Origin of the sequence: Bradyrhizobium sp. Leo170, assembly GCF_004296405.1 — a bacterium.
Lineage (GTDB): Bacteria > Pseudomonadota > Alphaproteobacteria > Rhizobiales > Xanthobacteraceae > Bradyrhizobium.
Genome location: NZ_PSRR01000172.1, coordinates 1 through 17,205 on the forward strand (window position 1 = coordinate 1; position 17,205 = coordinate 17,205).

Consider the following 17,205-nt stretch of genomic DNA (forward strand, 5'->3'; position numbering starts at 1 on the left):
CTGACTTCGCCGGGATCGGCTTTGCCGGGGCAACCGGCTTCGCGGCGGCCTTGGTCTCCACTTCGGGCGCGGCGTGCGCCTTCGCAACGGGGTGGCGTTTGCGCAGTGGCTTGACTTGCTTTGCAACGCCTTCCCACAGCGCACGCTCTTCTTGGCTGAGCGCGCGCCTTCGCCGCGGCGGCGCGGGATCTGCAATCGGAACGGGACGCTTCATCTGTAATAGCGGTGATGGCGGAAATGCCGATGGCGCCGCTCATCCCCCGCCTTGATGCCGGGCCGCCGCTCCGGCAGCGGCACCGGCCTTGCGACGGATGCAGCTTGCGCGCCCGATGCAGCGGAAGCATCCACGGGCTTCGCCGCGCTCTTTTCCTTCGGATCGGTTTGCGGAAATAGCTTCGCGATCTTTTCCGACGGCCGCTCATCCGGCACCGGCATCCTGCGCCCGCGCGCGACGGGATCGAGGCTCCTCGGCACCAGCATCACGAAGCGCATACTATGCCGCAGCCGGCCCGAGACTTTTCCGGCATCGGCCCCGGCGCCGAAGTAAAGGTCTGCGCGGGCGGGGCCGACGATCGCCGAGCCGGTATCCTGCGCGATCATCAGGCGGCGGAACGGCGTCTTCGACTGCTCGGATTCGATCGGCAATTCGCCCTCGATGAAGAACGGCGTGCCATAGACGTGCAGCGCCTTGTCGACCGCGATCGAACGACCCGGCGTCAACGGCACGCCCTGCGCGCCGACCGCTTCATCCTTGTCGGAGAGCTGCACCTCGCGGAAGAATACATAGGAGCGGTTCTGCCGCCGCAATTCCTTGGCGCCATCAGGGTTCTGCGCCATCCAGTCCCTGATCTTCTGCATCGACATCTGTTCTTTCGGGACGATGCCGCGGTCGATCAGGATGCGGCCGACCGGCGTATAGGGATAGCCGTTGTGAGCATCATAATTGATGCGCAATGTCGAGCCGTCCTCGAAGCGCACCCGCGCCGAGCCCTGAATCTGCGCGAACAACAGATCAGTCTGCTCCTTGAGCCAGCAGATCTCGAGGCCGCGGCCGGCGATCACGCCGTCCTCGATCTCGGCGCGATCATAATACGGCACGAGCTTGCGGCGGCCGATCTTGCGGAACACCTGGCCCTTGTTCGGCAGACCGCTCGAGCTCTGCTTGGCGCCGCGGACGAACAGGTTCGACGGCCGGCGATAGACCGGCACGTTGTAGACGTCGGTCTGGGTCCGCGACCCATCCAGCACCGGCTCGTAATAGCCGGTGACAAAACCCTCGCCCTCGCCGAGCCGCGAAATGCGCAGCGGAAGGAAATGCTCCTCGAAGAACGCTTTCGCCTTGGCCTCGTCGGTGAGCTCCAAGCCCTTGGCGATGCGGCAGGGATCGCGCAACGAGGTGCCGAGTGCCTTCGATTCCGAAGGCAGGCCGTGCTCGGCGGCGATCGGCCGGCAGCTCGCACGAAACGCCTTGTAGGCCGCAAGGTGATCGTCATCGCTCCAGCCTGGCATGTCGGTCCAGGCCAGCGGTTCATACTGGCTGCCGCTGATCTGCAGCGGCAACTCCAGCCGCGGATAGGGGAGGTGACGAGTGTGCTGGACGGCCGAGTGCCTGGTCGCTTTCGCGGCGTGCCTTGGCCGCGCCTCTAGCGCGGCGGTCGAGCATAGAAGAGCGATTGCGCAGCACGCGGCCGTGAGACGCGCGAGGCGAAGCGGATTAGTGGGCGCTTCCAGTGCCAACCAGTTTCCAGTTCGGATCGCGCGACGCCGTATCGCGGGCGAATGTCCAGACATCGGTGATATCGGCGACCTTTTCCGGATTGCCGTCGACGATGGTACCGGCCTTGTCGCGGGTGACGGAAATCATCTGCGACACGAACCGAACCGTGACCTGCGCCGCACGGTCGCGTGCTTCCGCGCCGACGATCTCGGCCTTGTCGATCGAGACGAAGCGGGTCTCGGTCTTCTGCTCGTGCTTCTCGCGATCCTTGATCGCAGCATCGAAGCTGTCATAGACCTCGCTCGACAACAGGTCGCGCAACGCGCGGCGGTCGCCATTGGCAAAGGCGAGCACGATCATCTCATAGGCGCTCCGCGCACCCGAGATGAAATGGCGCGGATCGAAAGAAGAGTCCTGGGCGACAATGCCATCCAGCCCCTGCGCCAGCGCCGTGCTGGGTTCGGCAATTCCCTTCCAGCGGTCGGAAGGCGGCGTCACGTCCTTGCTCGGCAGCGGAGGCGGCTGGTCGATCACCGAGCCCGGCATCGGGACGACATTATTGTCCCGCTGCAGGACATTCGGGGCCGCACGGTCATAGGGGGGCCGCTCGCTGCCGGTGCGCTGTCCGAGGACACTACGCAGGCGCAGGAAAATGAAGACGGCCAGCGCCAGGAAAATGATGGTGTAGATATCCACGTCGTGTTCGCTTTCTGATCTGCACCGGCAACGGTCCGCCCCAGCGGGCGTTCCGCTCAGGGAACGGCGGAGATTACCTCGCCAATTGAGTCCGCAGCATGTAGGCACGAAACTCCGCTCGGCCAATGGCGCGTTTTGGCGCGGGCATTGTAGCGCGTTTTGGCGGCGAGGGGAAATCCGATGATGCCTGGAAATCACGCATCTTCAAATGTTTAGGGAGCAAATGGTGCCGCCTTTCAGCCGCGATTGACGATCCCGGCGGTAAATCGGCGAAGGTTTGGCTATCAAGGACTGTCGCCTTGTGGAGCACTGTGGGGCTATGATAGCCACTCGCCCGGCACCAGCATTTCCAAAACCTTAACTGCGGCTTCGGACGTCAGACCGTCTCCGATCGCCAGTGCTCAGGAGAGCTTCCCATGACCAACGGCAACGGCGCACCCCCCGAGCAGGCCCCGCCCCAGCTCAACGTGCTGGCGCAATACACCAAGGATCTCTCGTTCGAGAACCCGAACGCGCCGGCCTCGCTCGGGCCGCAGCAGCAGCAACCGGCGATCAACATCCAGATCAATGTTTCGGCCCAAAACCTCGCCGAGAGCGAATATGAGGTGACGCTTTCGGTCGACGGCAAGGCCGAGAGTGCCGGCAAGGTGATGTTCAGCTTCGACCTGCAATATGCCGGCGTGTTCCGGATCCTGAACGTGCCGCAGGAGAACCTGCACCCGCTGGTGATGATCGAGTGCCCGCGGCTGTTGTTCCCGTTCGCGCGCGAGATCATCGCCACCGCCGTACGCGATGGCGGCTTCCCGCCCTTGATGCTGGATCCCGTCGATTTCGTCGGCCTGTACCGCCAGAACATGGAGCGGCAGGCAGCGACACAAGCCGCCCCGGCGCCCGGCGTGAAACCGAGCTGATCTTAAGGAATTTAAGCGGCGGCTTCGGCCGCCGCCGGCAGGTAATCGTTCCAGATTGGCTTGTCGCCGAGGGTCGCGATGAAGGCGCGGTGTGCCTCGCGCTCCGCGGCGGTCACTCGCGGCGCCAGCGGAATCTCGCGCTGCCGCCGCGGCATATCGCCATGGCCAACCTGGGTGATCGCGGCTTCCGAGGCCAGGATGAGCTGTGACTGCCGCGCCCCGATCAGGTCGACATAAACCTCCGCCAGGAGCTCGGCATCGAGAAGCGCGCCGTGCTTGGTGCGGCGGGAATTATCGATCGAATAGCGCGAGCAGAGATCGTCGAGCCGGTTCGACACGCCCGGATGTTTCCGGCGCGCCAGCAGCAAGGTGTCGACCAGCCGGTCCTTGGCGATCACCGGCCGCTTGATTCGATCGAGTTCGGCATTGATGAAGCTGATGTCGAACGAGGCGTTGTGGATCACCAGCGGGGTGTCGGCGATGAACGCCAGGAATTCGTCGACCACTTCGGTGAACACCGGCTTGCTGGCCAAGAATTCGGTCGAGAGGCCGTGAACGGCAAAGGCCTCCGCCGGCATGTCCCGTTCGGGATTGATGTAGACGTGGTAGGCTTGGCCGGTCGGCATGCGGTTGAAGATCTCGATGCAACCAATCTCGACAAGCCGATCGCCGCGCAAGGGATCAAGGCCGGTGGTTTCGGTATCGAGAACGATTTCGCGCATGGACTTTTTAGGACCGGAGAATACCCAGCGAATCAGATTCGCCGCTTCGGCATCTTAACGACCTCAGCCAGAATGTCCTTGATTTGCGCGCGCACGGGATCAAGGCCGTGTGAGGTATCCACCACGAAATCCGCCCGCTTGCGTTTCTCGGCATCGGGCAGTTGTCGCGCCAGGATCGCATCGAGCTTTTCGTCGTCCATCGTGCCCCGTGCCAGAACGCGCTCGCGCTGTATTTCCGGGGAGGTCGTCACGACGACCACCGCATCGACCCTTTTCTCTCCGCCGGTCTCGAACAGCAGCGGCACGTCGACGACCACGACGGGCGCACCGGAGGCTTCCGCATCCGCAAAGAATCTCTGCCGGGAGGCGCCGAGCATCGGGTGGACGATCTGCTCCAACCGCTTCATGGCCGCGGGATCGTGGACCACGCGCGCGGAAAGCTTTGCGCGATCCACCTTGCCATCAGCGGTGGTGCCCGGGAAAGCGGCTTCGATCGCCGGCCCCGCTTCGCCTTCGTAGAGTTTGTGCACGGTCGCGTCGGCGTCATAGACGGGAACGCCGGCTTCCGCGAACAGTTTCCCGGTGGTGGATTTCCCCATCCCGATCGAGCCGGTCAGTCCTAGTATCAGCATCTTTCAGTCATCACTCGGAAACATGTCAGATTGCCAGCAAATTCTCGCTGCGCAGGAAGGCTAGCAACGACAATAGCGGCAGGCCGAGGATGGTGAAATGGTCGCCGTCGATGCGCTCGAACAGGTGTACCCCGAGGCCCTCGAGCTGATAGGCGCCAACGCTGGTGGTCACGGCCTCGCCGGCCTGGCCCAGATAGGCGTTGATCCCGTCCTCGCGAAGCGGGCGCATCGACATGCGCGCCACGCTGATGTCGGCAAACAGTATTTTACCGTCTTGGGCGACGGCAACGGCGGAATGCAATTCGTGAACCCGACCCGCGAGCGCACGCAATTGTTCGGCCGCCTGAACGCGGCCGGCAGGTTTACTGAACAATCGATCGCCGAGCGCCAGCGTCTGGTCGGCGCCGACGACGAATCGTCCCGGCCGCTGCAAGGAAACAAACAAGGCCTTTTCGCGCGCCAGCAGCGACGCAATTTCCGCCGGCGCCGAAAGGCCTGAATTTTCCTGGATCGCCCGTTCGTCGATATCCGCCGGAAGAGCCTCGAACTCGATCCCCGCATTGGCCAGCAGCATCTTTCGCGCACGGCTCTGCGAGGCAAGAATCAGCGGATCTTTTCCGCGCCAGATCGTCATGGTCGCCGAATCACTCCGGCGGCCACGGCCGCTGCCGCTGGCGGTCGTTATAGAGTTTCATCACCGCTGCGGCGGTCTCCTCGATCGAGCGTCGCGTGACATCCAGCAGCGCCCAGTTGAATTTTGCGCTCAGACGGCGCGCGAACGCGACTTCATCGGCGACCGCCTGCCTGTCGATATATTCGTCGTTGCCGGAAGCAGCGCCCATGCTCAAGAGCCGGTTTTGCCGGACCTGGATCAGGCGCTCCGGCGTCGCATGGAGGCTGACCACCAGCGGCTTCTTGAGGTGCTCCAGTTGATGCGGCAGCGGAATGCCCGGCACGAGTGGGACATTCGCGGTGCGGATGCCGCGGTTGGCGAGATAGATCGACGTCGGCGTTTTCGAGGTGCGGGATACTCCGACCAGCACAACGTCGGCCTCCTCCAGGCCTTCGACATGCTGGCCGTCGTCATGCATCATCGTGTAGTTCAGCGCATCGATGCGCTTGAAATATTCCGCGTTCAGTACGTGCTGCGCGCCGACACGACCCGAGGTCGCCGCACCCAGATACGCCTCGAACAACTGCATCACCGGGCCAATGATCGACAGGCTCGGAACGTTGATCTCCCTGCATTTGGCTTCCAGCCGGCTGACGAGATCTTTCTCGAGCAGCGTGAACAGCACGATCCCGGGCGACTCTTCGATTTCATCGAGCACGCGGTCGAGCTGCTTCTGGCTGCGCACCAGCGGATAAACGTGTTCGACCGGAGAGACATTGGCGTATTGCGCGGCCACCGCGCGCGCCACTGTGATCAGCGTCTCGCCGGTTGAGTCCGACACCAGATGCAGGTGAAAGTAATTGCCTGATGTGGGCACCAGAACCTCTGTCTATCCTGTGAATCCCTGTGGAGGTTGCCTACAACTATTCAGCCGAGATCGCCGCCTTAGGGATATCTAAACCTTTTCTTCACAGCGCCTCCTGCGAGGACAAGTCCGCCGTGCCGGTGGGATGATAGTGAGAATATGTGAATTTGTCTCTTGATAAGCTGGCCAAGGAACACTGCAAGCACTTGAGGCACCGGACGATATTTCGCTGCGCGACGATAGGGGCGGAATTGTTGAGCGGTGTGAACAAGCGCTCGAGAACGGAGGGATCGCGTTGCGTGAGTCAAATCCACGGCCACTTAGACTCAAACCTAAGATTCTAAAATTTATTAGTTTTAAGAGAGCGGTGCTTGCGGATATGTATCGGTGACCTCGCTGGCAGGCCTTCTCAGAGAACGATGAGACTGTCCGAGATGTTCCAGGAGCACAGCGATCACGATGCAAGGGTGGATCTACGAGTGGATCAAGGCGCTGCACATCATTGCGGTCATCTCCTGGATGGCCGGCATGCTCTATCTGCCGCGGCTGTTCGTCTATCATTGCGAGGCCGAGAAGGGCTCGAAGCAGTCCGAGACCTTCAAGGTGATGGAACGGCGCCTTCTGAGGGCGATCATCAATCCGGCGATGATCATCACCTGGCTCGCGGGCCTCTATCTGGCCTGGGCTGGTCACTGGTTCAGCTCCGGCTGGCTTCACGGCAAGCTTCTGCTGGTGCTCGTGCTCTCCGGCGTCCACGGATTTTTTGCCCGCTGGATGAAGGATTTTGCCGCCGACCGGAATACCCGAAGTCAGAAATTCTATCGGATTATCAATGAGGTGCCGACGGTCCTGATGATCGGCATCGTGATCCTGGTGGTGGTCAAGCCGTTCTAGGCAGGCTCATTGCCCACGAATCAGGCTTCAGTCCTTCTTGCGGAGCGCAAACCGATTTTCTATATTTGTCTCAATCCCACCCCACGCAGGCGGATGTGATCGCGTTCCGGTTCCATCAACGGGCCGGCCGCCACATCAGGTTTGAAGCCCCACCGGCGCTTTCCTTGCTTAGACCTGCGGACCTTCATTTTTGCGTCCGCTTTTTCTCAAAGCCACCTCGCAAGACCCTTCTCAAAAAATGCTCCACAGGACCACCCCCATGCGGGAAATCAAACTTCAAGACCTCAAGTCCAAGACGCCGGCCGAGCTTGTCTCGTTTGCCGAGGAAAATGGGGTCGAAAACGCCAGCACCATGCGTAAGCAGGAGCTGATGTTCGCCATTCTCAAACAGCTCGCGATCCAGGAAACCGACATTATCGGCGAAGGCGTCGTCGAGGTCTTGTCCGATGGTTTCGGCTTCCTCCGTTCGCCCGATGCCAATTATCTGCCGGGCCCTGACGACATCTACGTGTCGCCCTCGCAGATCCGCCGCTTCGGCCTGCGCACCGGCGATACGATCGAAGGCCACATCCGCAGCCCGAAAGAGGGCGAGCGCTATTTTGCACTGCTGAAAGTCAATTCGCTCAATTTCGAGGACCCAGAGAAGTCCAAGCACAAGGTCAATTTCGACAACCTGACGCCGCTGTTTCCCAATCAGCGGTTTCGGATGGAAATCGATGACCCGACGCGAAAAGACCTTTCTGCAAGGGTGATCGACATCGTTGCGCCGATCGGCAAGGGCCAGCGCGCCTTGATCGTGGCGCCGCCGCGCACGGGTAAGACCGTGCTGATGCAGAACATCGCGCATTCGATCACGCACAATCATCCCGAATGCTATCTGATCGTGCTTCTGATCGACGAGCGTCCGGAAGAAGTCACCGACATGCAGCGATCGGTGAAGGGTGAGGTGGTGTCCTCGACCTTCGACGAGCCGGCCGTGCGTCACGTCCAGGTGGCAGAAATGGTGATCGAGAAGGCCAAGCGCCTGGTCGAGCATGGCCGCGACGTGGTGATCCTGCTCGACTCGATTACGCGCCTGGGCCGCGCCTACAACACGGTGGTGCCGTCATCCGGCAAGGTGCTGACCGGCGGTGTCGACGCCAACGCCCTGCAGCGGCCGAAGCGCTTCTTCGGTGCGGCCCGCAATATCGAGGAGGGCGGCTCGCTCACCATCATCGCCACCGCGCTGGTCGATACCGGAAGCCGCATGGACGAAGTGATCTTCGAAGAGTTCAAGGGCACCGGTAACTCCGAATTGATCCTCGACCGCAAGGTCTCGGACAAGCGGACCTTCCCCGCGATCGACATTTCCCGCTCCGGCACGCGCAAGGAAGAGCTGATCACCGATCCGCAGCTCCTGAAGAAGATGTACGTGCTGCGCCGGATCCTTAATCCGATGGGCACGATGGACGCCATCGACTTCCTGCTCGACAAGCTCCGGAACACCAAGAGCAACTCCGAGTTCTTCGATTCGATGAACACGTAAGCGGCGGCCGGTTGGCCCGCTTACGTTGCGACGCAATAAACCCGCTTATGCTGCGGCACGGCTGCAGCATAAGCGGGTGTTTGTTTGCCCAAAATTTCCTGTCATCTAAGTATCTGACAAGTCCTATATTTCTTCGACGGGCGGACCTGCTGGCAGGTTTGCGGCGCGGGTGTCGCAGCAGATTGCTGCACAATTGCTACAACAAGAGAGACTGTTTGTTGCACCGCAGCAAAAGCGCGAACAATCAAGCGCGCGAATTGTGCGTTGCTTTCCCGGCCGTTCGCTAACAAATACGCGATGCATCCGCGAGACCAGACCATCTTTGCGCTTTCCTCGGGGCGGCCGCCAAGTGCGATCGCCATCGTCAGGGTGTCGGGGCCGCAAGCCGGTCCGGTATTGGTGAAGTTGGCCGGCAGGATTCCGTCGGCGCGGATGGCGACCAGAGCACTGCTGCAGGATGCGGCCGGCCAGCCGATCGACGATGCGGTGGTCCTCTGGTTTCCCGCGCCCGCGAGCGCCACGGGCGAGGACGTCACCGAATTTCATGTCCATGGCGGGCGGGCTGTGCTCGGCGCGGTGTTCAATGCGATAGCTGGGGTTGATGGCATTAGGCCCGCCGAGGCTGGCGAATTCACCCGCCGCGCATTCGAGAACGGCAAGCTCGATCTGACCGAGGCCGAGGGTCTCGACGACCTTATTCATGCCGACACGGACCGGCAGCGTCGCCAGGCGCTGCGCCAGTTGAAGGGGCTGCTCGGCGATCGCGCACGCGACTGGCGCGCTGAGATCATCGAGGCGTCGGCGCTGATCGAGGCCGGTATCGATTTTTCCGACGAGGGCGATGTGCCGGCGGAATTGATCGCGCCGGCGCTCAGGAAGGTCAAAGCGCTACTGACTGAAATTCAGCAGGTGCTGGCGGCCCAGGCGCAGAGCGAACGACTCCGCGATGGCCTGGTGGTCGCAATCGCGGGCCCCCCGAATGTCGGCAAGTCGACCCTGATCAACCAGCTTGCGCGGCGCGACGTCGCCATCGTCTCGCCGCACGCCGGCACCACGCGCGACGTCATTGAAGTGCAGCTCGATCTCGACGGCTACCCGGTGACGGTGATCGACACCGCGGGGATCCGCGAGACCGACGATCCGGTCGAGCAGGAAGGGGTGCGCCGCGCCCGTGCCCGCGCCGAGGAGGCCGACCTGGTATTGTGGCTCACCGACCGGACGAGCGCGGCGATTTCACATCAAGGATCGGTGCCGGTTTGGCTGGTGCGTAACAAGATCGATCTGGATGCTTCGACCTCCGGACTGTCGGGATCTGGATCTGCGTCCGCCTCCTTCAGGATCTCGGCTCGGAATGGGGACGGCATTCCGGAACTGATCACAGCCCTCGTTGGCTTTGCGCACGACTATTTCGGATCGGGTGAAGGCGGTCTAATTACCCGGACGCGTCAGCGCAAGCTCTTGCAGGAGACGGCCGACTCGTTGCGTCGGGCGATCGACGTGGTCGGGGCGGGCGAAGAACTGGCCGCGGAGGAGCTGCGGGCGGCCTCCTATAGCCTTGGACGGCTTCTCGGCCGTGTGGACGTTGAGGACATCCTCGACGTGATCTTTCGAGAGTTCTGCGTCGGGAAGTAGGCCGCTGGATCAGTAGGCCCCTGAGTCAGTGAAAAGGGCGGGTCGCTGTTTCACGTGAAACAGCCGGCGGGGCTCACATGGGACCGTGAGCCAAGACTCGCACCTTGTTTCACGTGAAACAGCGCCAGATCAGATCGTTGAAACTTGTCTTTCGACTTTCACCGCTCCGCGCTAGAAGTTCGCGCATGTCTACCCAATCGCTTTCATTCGACGTCATCGTCATCGGTGGCGGCCATGCCGGCTGCGAGGCCGCCAGCGCGGCCGCCCGGATGGGCGCGAAGACGGCTCTGGTGACGCACCGTTTTTCGACCATTGGCGCGATGTCCTGCAATCCCGCGATTGGGGGCCTCGGCAAGGGCCATTTGGTCCGCGAAGTTGACGCGTTGGACGGTCTGATGGGTCGGGTCGCTGATGCCGGCGGCATTCAGTTTCGGATGCTGAACCGTCGCAAGGGCCCTGCCGTCCGCGGGCCTCGTGCTCAGGCAGACCGGAAGCTCTATGCCGCTGCCATGCAGGCCGCGATCCTCGAAACCGCCAACCTGAGCGTGGTGGAGGGTGAGGCGGATGATCTTCTGACCGCCAATGGGCGTATCAGCGGCATCCGCCTTGGGACGGACGGGTCCTGTCTGCCGGCGCCGTCGTGATCACGACTGGCACCTTCCTGCGCGGCTTGATCCATCTCGGCGAGAAGAATTGGCCGGCCGGCCGCGTCGGCGAGGCGCCGGCCATGGGGCTTTCGGCCTCGTTCGAGCGCCTGGGCTTTACGCTTGGCCGTTTGAAGACCGGGACGCCACCGCGCCTGGATGGCACCACGATCGACTGGTCTGCGGTCGAGATGCAGCCCGGCGATGATCCGCCTGAGCCGTTCTCCATCATGACGGATCGGATCACCACGCCGCAGATCCAGTGCGGGATCACCCGCACCACACCCAGCACGCATGAGGTGATCCGGGCCAATGTGCACCGATCACCGATGTATTCCGGGCAGATCAAGAGCACCGGGCCGCGCTATTGCCCCTCGATCGAGGACAAGATTGTCCGCTTTGGGGACCGCGATGGCCACCAGATCTTTCTGGAGCCCGAAGGCCTCGACGACAACACCGTTTATCCCAACGGTATCTCGACCTCGCTCCCGGAGGAGGTTCAGCAGGCGATCCTCGCTTCCATTCCGGGTCTCGAGCAGGTCAGGATGATCCGGCCGGGCTATGCGATCGAGTACGACCATGTCGATCCGCGCGAGCTCGAGCCGACACTTGAGACCAAGCGATTGCCAGGCCTGTTCCTGGCTGGTCAGATCAATGGCACAACCGGATATGAGGAAGCCGCGGGGCAGGGGGTTGTCGCCGGCTTGAATGCGGCGCTCTCTGCCGGCGGCACCGATCCGATTGTTTTCGACCGCGCTGACGGCTATCTCGGTGTGATGATCGATGACCTCGTCACGCGCGGGATCACCGAACCTTATCGGATGTTCACCTCCCGGGCCGAATACCGGCTGACGCTGCGGGCCGACAACGCCGATCAGCGGCTGACGGATAAAGGGATTGCGTTGGGGTGCGTCGGCCAGGCTCGCTCCAGGCGCCACGCCGCGAAGATGGCGGCGCTGAATGCTGCCAAGGCGCTGGCCAGATCGCTTTCCATCACACCCAACGAGGCCACGAAACACGGGCTCGCGCTGAACCGCGATGGCGTCCGTCGCTCCGCCTTTGAACTGCTCTCCTACCCCGAAGTGGAGTGGTCGACGCTCCGCGGCATCTGGCCGGAGCTGTCGGCCATTGATCCATCGATTGCCGTCCACCTGGAGATCGACGCGAAATACGATGTCTATCTCAAGCGCCAGATCGCCGATGTCGACGCTTTCCGCCGCGACGAGGGACTTGTCTTGACCGGCGTCGACTATGATGACGTACCCGGCCTCTCCAATGAGGCGCGCGCCAAGCTGAAGGCTGCGCGGCCGCGGACCGTCGGTCAGGCAGGACGGATCGACGGAATGACCCCGGCGGCGCTGGGCATCCTGGCCGCCTATCTGCGCCGTGAGGCACGGCGGAAGATGGCGAAGGCGACGGCGTAGGCGTTTCACGTGAAACAGGCGCGGTCCTCCAACGCCGTCGTCATTGCGAGCGCAGCGAAGCAATCCACATCTTCCCTCGCGGATCGAATCAGTGGATTGCTTCGCTTTGCTCGCAATGATGGCTTGCTTCCAGACTGGCACTCCCGAACCGATGATCAAAGCACCGCCGAATACAGCACAACGGAGCGCGGTTGCCGATAAGACGGCGGCACTCACCCTCACCCCCGTTTCACGTGAAACGGAAGCCCGCCTCGATCGCTACGTCGCGCTTCTCCTGGAGTGGCAGGCCAAGACCAATCTCGTCGCGCCATCGACGCTGCCCGAACTCTGGACCCGTCACATCGCTGATTCGCTGCAATTGCTTGACCTCGCTCCAACGGCCAAGGTCTGGGTCGACCTCGGCAGCGGGGGCGGCTTTCCCGGTGTTGTGCTCGCCTGCGCGCGCGCACATACGCCTGGCACCTCCGTCCATCTGGTTGAGCGCAACGCCAAGAAAGCGGCCTTTCTTCGCGAAGCGTTGCGCGTGACTGATGCGCCGGGGACGGTGCATCTGGCTGACATCGGGGATATTGTGGAAAGAATCAGCGGGCCCATCGATTGCGTGACCGCGCGGGCGCTGGCTCCGCTACATCAGCTCATCGGCTTCGCGGAACCGCTTGTGCGAAAGGGTGCAAAAGCGCTGTTTCTCAAGGGCCAAGATGTAGAGGCTGAATTGACCGAAGCCACTAAATATTGGACAATTAAGCCGCAACTTCATCCCAGCCGAACCGGCGGGCACGGCTGGATTGTCGAGCTCGACTCCATTGGGCGACGTTGAGCTTCACGCAGGGGATCAGCAGGGCAACGATATGACCGTAATTGATGAGGTTTATCAAGAGGATAGGCCGCCACAACCAGCCGGCCATCCGCGCATTTTGTCGCTCGCCAACCAAAAAGGGGGCGTCGGTAAGACAACCACAGCGATCAATCTTGGGACTGCACTCGCGGCCATCGGCGAGCGGGTCCTGGTTGTCGATCTCGACCCGCAGGGCAATGCATCGACCGGGCTCGGCATCGACCGGCGCAATCGGGGCTGCTCGACCTATGACGTTCTGATCGGCGAGGCACCGCTGCGCGAGGCGGTTGTGGCGACCGCGGTGCCGCGACTTCACATCGCTCCTTCCACCATGGATCTCTCCGGTCTCGAGCTCGAACTTGGCACGACGCCGGGCCGCGCGTTCCGTCTGCGCGACGCGATCGCCGGGCTCAACAACAACACCTCGCCGGATGCCGACTACACCTATGTGCTGATCGATTGCCCGCCGTCGCTCAACCTGCTGACCGTGAATGCGATGGCGGCGTCGGACGCGATCCTGGTGCCGCTGCAGTGCGAGTTCTTCGCGCTCGAAGGTTTGTCGCAGCTCTTGCAGACGGTCGAGCAGGTGCGCTCGACGCTCAATCCGAACCTGTCGATCCACGGCATCGTGCTGACGATGTTCGATTCCCGCAACAACCTGTCGAACCAGGTCGTTGCCGACGTCCGGCAGTTCATGGGCAGCAAGGTCTACAACACCATGATCCCGCGCAACGTGCGCATCTCCGAAGCGCCGTCCTACGGCAAGCCGGTGCTGGTCTACGACCTCAAATGCGTCGGCAGCGAAGCCTACCTCAAGCTCGCCACCGAAGTGATCCAGCGCGAACGCGAGTTGCGCGCGGATTGACGAGGGTAGGGTGGGCAAAGGCGTCTTCGCCGTGCCCGCCATCTTCCTCCACGCCGCCTGGTGGGCACGCTTCGCCTTGCCCACCCTACGATCCAAGATTCTGTTTTCGGAGTTTGCTACGTGAATCCAAGGGAGCTGGCGACAATGGCCGACGAAGCGCGTTCGCGACTGGGCCGTGGGCTTGCAAGTCTGATCGGAGACGTCGGCGGTGAGGCCGCGCATGTCGAGCGGCCGCGCACGCAGCGCAAGGTGCCGATCGAATTCCTCAAGGCCAATCCGCGCAATCCGCGCCGCAGTTTTGCCGATGCCGAGCTCCGTGAGCTCGCCGATTCGATCAAGCAGCGAGGCGTGATCCAGCCGATCGTGGTGCGGCCGGTCAAGGGCGCGCAGGACCGCTACGAGATCATCGCCGGCGAGCGGCGCTGGCGCGCCTCCCAGCTCGCCGGCCTGCATGAGGTCCCGATCGTCCCGATCGAGGTCAGCGATAGCGACGCGCTCGAGATGATGATCATCGAGAACGTGCAGCGCGAAGACCTCAACCCGATGGAAGAGGCGCAGGGCTATCACGCGCTCGCCAACGAGTTCAAACGCAGCCAGGAAGATATCGCGCGGGACGTCGGCAAGAGCCGCAGCCATGTCGCCAACATGATGCGGCTGACCAAGCTGCCCGCCGAGGTGCAGGCCTTCATCGCGAGCGGCGAGTTGACGGCAGGGCATGCACGCGCGCTGATCGGCGTGCCCGATCCTGTCAGCGCCGCCAAGCGCATCGTCGCGGAAGGCCTCAACGTGCGCCAGGCCGAAGCGCTGGCGCATGACGAGGGCGTGCCGGTGCGCAAGCCGCAGAAGGCGCGCGCCGGCGCCGGCAAGGAGAAGGACCCCGACACGCTCGCGCTGGAGAAGCGCGTCTCCGATGCGCTGGGCTTGACCGTCAGCGTCAACCATCGCGACCCCGGCGGCACCGTGCAGATCAGCTACCGCAGCCTCGAGCAGCTCGACGAGGTGATGCGCCGGCTCGAGGGCGGTTAGTTTAGCCACGCTCGTCCCGCCTCGTCATTGCGAGGAGCGATAGCGACGAAGCAATCCATGCTGCCGCAAGTAGCGAGATGGATTGCTTCGCTTCGCTCGCAATGACGCCTTGGGGTGCGTCGTGTCTCATCCCCGCCGCCGCGCATTCGCGGCGATCGAGAGCAGGGCGCGTTGCGCGATTACGGCGGCGAGCGCATTCTGCTTGCGCATGTCGAGCGCCGCGGTGCCGAGCTGCTCGATGATGCCGACCAGCCGCTGCGGGCTGAGATTGCGGAGTGCGATTTCGACCGCGCCTTTCCGCGAGAAATGCAATCGCGGAAATCCGCCCTCCAGCACCGACGAGGCCGGCGCACCATCGGCAATCGCCAGCGCTGATTTGTGCAGCCAGGCCGCCTGGCGCTGCGCGGCTGCGATGATGACGCCGGGATAGGTGCCGGCGACCATCGCTTTCGCGAACTCGGTCTCGACTGCCGCGGCATTGCCGGCGAAGGCACTGTCCACGATCGGATCGAGCTTCAGCTCGGATGCGTCGGAGACCACCGTCATCACATCCTCGAGCGTGACCTCGCCTTTGCCATGGGCGTAGAGCGTGAGCTTGCGCACTTCGTTGCGAGAGGCCTGGCGGTCGCCGCCGAGCAGCGACATCAGCACCGCGCGGGCGTCGGACGCGATGCGCAGGCCGGAGGCCCGCAGTTCGTCGTCGATCAGCTTGGCGAGATCGCGCTCGGTGTCGGGATAGCAGCCGATCGCCACCGCATTCTTGGCGCGCTCGCAGATCTTGCGCAGCGGCGAGTCCGGCCTGATATCGCCGGCCTCGATCACGATGCGGCAATCCTTCACCGGCGAATCGGCGAGCGTCTCGACGCCGCTGGCAAAATTGCGCGAGCCGGCGCGGACGCGGATCGCGCGCCGCCCGCCGAACAGCGGCACCGTCATCGCTTCATCGACCAATCGCGAAGGCTCGGCGGCAAGGTCGTCGCCGTCGAGGCGGACCAGAGAGAACGGATCGTTGGGGTCATCGACTGCGGAAGCCATCAGCGCATCGGCGCGCTCGCGCACGAGGCCGGCGTCGGGGCCGTAGAGCAGGATGATCGGACGGCCTGGATCGGGCCGGGCGAGGAAGGCGTCGATTTCTTTTCCGCGGAGCGCGACCAACGGCGATCAGGTCCCGGCGGTGAAGAAGGACGCCAGCCGGGTATTGATGTTGTCCGCGATCTCCTGCGCGGCGCGATCTTCGGCGTCGCGCAAGGCGCGCGTGCGGGTGAAGCGCTGGTAGGAGCCCGGCATGTCGTAGGACACCCGCGAGAAGGTGGAGCCCGTCATCACCGACTTGTTGGAGGCGATATCGACCAGATTGTATTGCGCGTCGATGCCGAAATTCTCGCCGGTCGGCAGCGCGGTGTTCGGATCGATCATCAGCGAGGAGCGGCTGGTCGTGAACCGGATCACCAGTCGATGGGTCGGCGGCATGCCGGTGGCGTTGCCATAGAGCTTGAACGCCAGCGCATTGCGGACTTCCACGCCGATGCGGGCCTCGCGGGACGCGTTCGGCTTGTCGCTGATCGGCGGGAGCTCGATGCCCATCAGCTTCTCGCGCAACGCCGGCGTGCCGTCGGTATGCTCGGCATACATCGGCTGGAAACAACCTGCCGTCACCGCGGCCAAAGCGGCCACCGCGACGAGCCGGAGAGCGATCCGGATCCTAGCCGACGACATTCACGATCCTCATGGGCACCACGATCACCTTGCGGACGGGCTTGCCGTCCAAGGCGGCTTTTACCGCATCAAGCGCCAGAACGGCAGCCTCGATCTCAGGATTTTCCGCCGCCCGTGGCACGGTAACATCACCCCGCTTCTTGCCATTGACCTGCACGACCAGGGTCACGCTGTCTTCAACCAGCAAATCGCGTTCGATTTGGGGCCAGGACGCCTCCGAAATCAGCCCTTCCTGGCCCAAAACCTGCCAGCATTCCTCGGCGAGGTGCGGCATCATGGGCGCGAACAGTTGAACGAGGATGACCGCGGCTTCCCGAACCGCCCAGGCGACGTCGGGGGCAGGCTTGCCGCCCTTGGCCAGGGTCTCGGCGAGTGCATTGGTGAATTCCCGGATATGGGCGAGGCAGACATTGAAATGCAGCCGCTCGATCCCGGAGGACACCTTGTCCAGCGCGCCATGGGCCGCCTTGCGCAAGGCGGTCGCCTCG

General features: G+C 63.0%; 16 protein-coding genes and 2 pseudogenes. 8 read left to right on the plus strand and 10 right to left on the minus strand.

The window, feature by feature from the left end:
- The 3 genes and pseudogenes from CWO89_RS48095 to CWO89_RS25505 all read right to left on the minus strand — a co-directional run.
- Nucleotides 1-214, minus strand: a pseudogene (locus CWO89_RS48095) (Smr/MutS family protein); the annotation flags it as partial.
- The gene (gene mltA, locus CWO89_RS25500) at nt 211-1,737 is read right to left on the minus strand and encodes a murein transglycosylase A (protein ID WP_165421338.1); all 1,527 of its coding nucleotides are present in this window, start codon (nt 1,735-1,737) and stop codon (nt 211-213) included. The pseudogene CWO89_RS48095 and the gene mltA, both read right to left, overlap by 4 nt.
- A complete protein-coding gene (locus CWO89_RS25505; protein ID WP_130581412.1) occupies nt 1,715-2,413 on the minus strand; it encodes a Tim44/TimA family putative adaptor protein in 699 nt (232 codons plus the stop codon). Before CWO89_RS25505 ends, mltA begins: the two co-directional genes overlap by 23 nt.
- 416 nt (nt 2,414-2,829) lie before the next feature.
- On the opposite strand from CWO89_RS25505, the gene secB reads away from it, so the two are divergent.
- Nucleotides 2,830-3,324, plus strand: coding sequence for a protein-export chaperone SecB (secB, locus tag CWO89_RS25510; RefSeq protein WP_130581413.1), 495 nt, complete (start codon nt 2,830-2,832; stop codon nt 3,322-3,324).
- 11 nt (nt 3,325-3,335) lie between these two features.
- On the opposite strand, the gene dnaQ is transcribed toward secB, so the two are convergent.
- Genes dnaQ through CWO89_RS25530 form a run of 4 tightly spaced genes read right to left on the minus strand, consistent with a single transcriptional unit; the run spans nt 3,336 to nt 6,168 of the window.
- Nucleotides 3,336-4,046, minus strand: coding sequence for a DNA polymerase III subunit epsilon (gene dnaQ, locus CWO89_RS25515; RefSeq protein ID WP_130581414.1), 711 nt, complete (start codon nt 4,044-4,046; stop codon nt 3,336-3,338).
- A 32-nt stretch (nt 4,047-4,078) separates the two neighbouring features.
- Nucleotides 4,079-4,678, minus strand: a complete 600-nt coding sequence (gene coaE, locus CWO89_RS25520; protein ID WP_130581415.1) for a dephospho-CoA kinase — start codon at nt 4,676-4,678, stop codon at nt 4,079-4,081.
- A 25-nt stretch (nt 4,679-4,703) separates the two neighbouring features.
- On the minus strand, nt 4,704-5,312 hold the full coding sequence (locus tag CWO89_RS25525) for a Maf family protein (protein ID WP_130581416.1): 609 nt from the start codon (nt 5,310-5,312) through the stop codon (nt 4,704-4,706).
- A 10-nt stretch (nt 5,313-5,322) separates the two neighbouring features.
- Nucleotides 5,323-6,168 (minus strand): pyruvate, water dikinase regulatory protein, encoded by an 846-nt coding sequence (locus CWO89_RS25530; RefSeq protein ID WP_130581417.1) that lies wholly within the window; start codon nt 6,166-6,168, stop codon nt 5,323-5,325.
- A gap of 459 nt (nt 6,169-6,627) precedes the next feature.
- Here CWO89_RS25530 and hemJ point away from each other — a divergent pair, with 459 nt between their 5' ends.
- From hemJ to CWO89_RS25565, 7 genes and pseudogenes are all read left to right on the plus strand, one after another.
- Nucleotides 6,628-7,050 carry a protoporphyrinogen oxidase HemJ gene (gene hemJ, locus CWO89_RS25535; protein WP_130581424.1) on the plus strand — a complete coding sequence of 141 codons (423 nt, stop codon included), beginning with the start codon at nt 6,628-6,630 and terminating at the stop codon, nt 7,048-7,050.
- Between the two features lie 259 nt (nt 7,051-7,309).
- Nucleotides 7,310-8,575, plus strand: a complete 1,266-nt coding sequence (gene rho / locus CWO89_RS25540) for a transcription termination factor Rho (RefSeq protein ID WP_130225505.1) — start codon at nt 7,310-7,312, stop codon at nt 8,573-8,575.
- Nucleotides 8,576-8,872: 297 nt separating this feature from the next.
- Nucleotides 8,873-10,207 carry a tRNA uridine-5-carboxymethylaminomethyl(34) synthesis GTPase MnmE gene (gene mnmE / locus CWO89_RS25545; protein ID WP_130581418.1) on the plus strand — a complete coding sequence of 445 codons (1,335 nt, stop codon included), beginning with the start codon at nt 8,873-8,875 and terminating at the stop codon, nt 10,205-10,207.
- A gap of 185 nt (nt 10,208-10,392) precedes the next feature.
- Nucleotides 10,393-12,275 (plus strand): annotated as a pseudogene (mnmG, locus tag CWO89_RS25550) (tRNA uridine-5-carboxymethylaminomethyl(34) synthesis enzyme MnmG).
- A gap of 151 nt (nt 12,276-12,426) precedes the next feature.
- Complete coding sequence (rsmG, locus tag CWO89_RS25555) at nt 12,427-13,092, plus strand: 16S rRNA (guanine(527)-N(7))-methyltransferase RsmG (protein ID WP_463702399.1); 666 nt, start codon at nt 12,427-12,429, stop codon at nt 13,090-13,092.
- 31 nt (nt 13,093-13,123) lie between these two features.
- Nucleotides 13,124-13,975: a ParA family protein gene (locus CWO89_RS25560; RefSeq protein ID WP_130581419.1), complete on the plus strand. Its 852-nt coding sequence runs from the start codon at nt 13,124-13,126 to the stop codon at nt 13,973-13,975.
- Between the two features lie 144 nt (nt 13,976-14,119).
- Nucleotides 14,120-15,001 carry a ParB/RepB/Spo0J family partition protein gene (locus CWO89_RS25565; RefSeq protein ID WP_165421339.1) on the plus strand — a complete coding sequence of 294 codons (882 nt, stop codon included), beginning with the start codon at nt 14,120-14,122 and terminating at the stop codon, nt 14,999-15,001.
- A 126-nt stretch (nt 15,002-15,127) separates the two neighbouring features.
- Here CWO89_RS25565 and holA read toward each other — a convergent pair whose 3' ends face one another.
- From holA to CWO89_RS25580, 3 genes are all read right to left on the minus strand, one after another.
- On the minus strand, nt 15,128-16,156 hold the full coding sequence (holA, locus tag CWO89_RS25570; protein ID WP_130581421.1) for a DNA polymerase III subunit delta: 1,029 nt from the start codon (nt 16,154-16,156) through the stop codon (nt 15,128-15,130).
- Between the two features lie 6 nt (nt 16,157-16,162).
- Nucleotides 16,163-16,717 carry an LPS assembly lipoprotein LptE gene (lptE, locus tag CWO89_RS25575; protein WP_130581422.1) on the minus strand — a complete coding sequence of 185 codons (555 nt, stop codon included), beginning with the start codon at nt 16,715-16,717 and terminating at the stop codon, nt 16,163-16,165.
- Nucleotides 16,704-17,205, minus strand: a 502-nt coding sequence (locus tag CWO89_RS25580; protein ID WP_165421340.1) for a class I tRNA ligase family protein, incomplete at its 5' end; no start/stop codon positions are given. The genes CWO89_RS25580 and lptE, both read right to left, overlap by 14 nt.